The organism is Lipingzhangella rawalii, assembly GCF_031628175.1.
Taxonomy (GTDB): domain Bacteria; phylum Actinomycetota; class Actinomycetes; order Streptosporangiales; family Streptosporangiaceae; genus Lipingzhangella_A; species Lipingzhangella_A rawalii.
On record NZ_JAVLVT010000033.1, the window covers coordinates 1 to 1,399 of the forward strand.

The following is a 1,399-nucleotide window of genomic DNA, read 5'->3' on the forward strand; positions in this document are numbered from 1 at the left end:
CTTTCAATGATTCGCTCGTTGCCGGGCGAAAGTCCCCGTCTGACCCGGGAGGGCTCCCGGTGCGGGGTAGACGGTTCGCAGCCACCCGCCGGGACAAGCCCGGTCTCACGGTCGGCTCCACGTCCGTTTCGCGTCTCCGAGCCACTCCCGGCGACGTGCCGCTCCACCAGAGCAGCCAGGTTGTGTGCGGCGTTCAGATCCCGGTCCAGGATCAGGCCGCACTCGGTGCACACGAAGGTGCGTTCGGACCGGGCGAGCTTGGCTTTCACCGCGCCGCAGCCCGAACACGTTTTGGAGGAGGCGAACCACCGGTCTGCGACCACCAGGGTGCCGCCCCGCCAGGCGGTCTTGTACTCTAACTGGCGGCGCACCTCGGCGAACCCGGCGTCGGCGACGTGCCGGGCGAGCGTGCGGTTGGCCAGCATCCCGGCCACGTGCAGGTCCTCGACCACGACCGTGCCGTAGGTGTCGGCCAGCCGGGTGGTGAGTTTGTGCAGGTGGTCGCGGCGCTGGTTGGACACCTTGCGGTGCACCGTGTTGCGCGCGGTGTTGGCGCGCCGCCACCTGTTGGACGGGGCCTGGCCGGTGCGCCGGTCGGGGCCCTGCCGCCGCGAGACTGTGCGCGAGGTGCGTCGGAGCTTGCGCTGGGCAGTATTGACGTGGCGCGGGTTGTCCACCACCGTGCCATCGGAGAGCACCGCCAGGCTCGTGATGCCCAGGTCCACACCCACCCCGTGGTCGGGACGGGAGGGGGCACGCTCGGTGCGCTGGACCGTGCAGGTCACGGACACGAACCAGCGCCCGGACTCGCGCCGCACGGTCGCCGACAGGACCCGCGCCCTGCCGTCGGTCAGGCGGCGGTGGAGCGTGCGGGTGGACTCGTGGGTCTTGAGCGTGCCCACCCTCGGCAGCGTGACGTGCCTGCGGTCGTCCTCCAGCCGGAGGGTGCCGGTCGTGAACTTCACCGAGGGGGTCGCCGTGCGCTTGGACTTAAACCGGGGAAACCCCACGGGCTTGCCCTTGCGGTTGCCCTTGCGCGAGTCCGACCAGTTCTTCAGTCCGCGCGCGAGCTGGTCCAGGCCGGTGTTGTAGGCCTCCTTGGAGCACTCGCCCCACCACGGGGCCACCTCGTTCTTGGCCTGGTTCCACGCCCTGCGCAGCCCGTACAACGACCAGGTCACCGACGGGGTCAGATCCGCGTCGGCAATGCCGTAGGAACGCTCAGCTTCGCGCTGGGACAGGTTGGCCGTGATACGGGCCAGACCCCAGTTGTAGGCCAGGCGGGCGGCCCCGGCATGGCGGGCCAGGTCCCGCTCCTGGGCCGGGGTGAGGTCCAGGGCGAACCGGTAGGCCTGCGTCACCTCGACGGTCACGACACCTCCGGTCCGGTGGCTCCGGT

Annotated in this window: 1 protein-coding gene; it reads right to left on the reverse strand. The window is 70.6% G+C overall.

Annotated features, from left to right (window positions below; all coding sequences use genetic code 11):
- A partial coding sequence (gene tnpB, locus RIF23_RS20635; RefSeq protein WP_310914303.1) for an IS607 family element RNA-guided endonuclease TnpB occupies window positions 1-1,373 on the reverse strand: 1,373 nt, incomplete at its 3' end.
- Window positions 1,374-1,399: the final 26 nt, after the last annotated feature.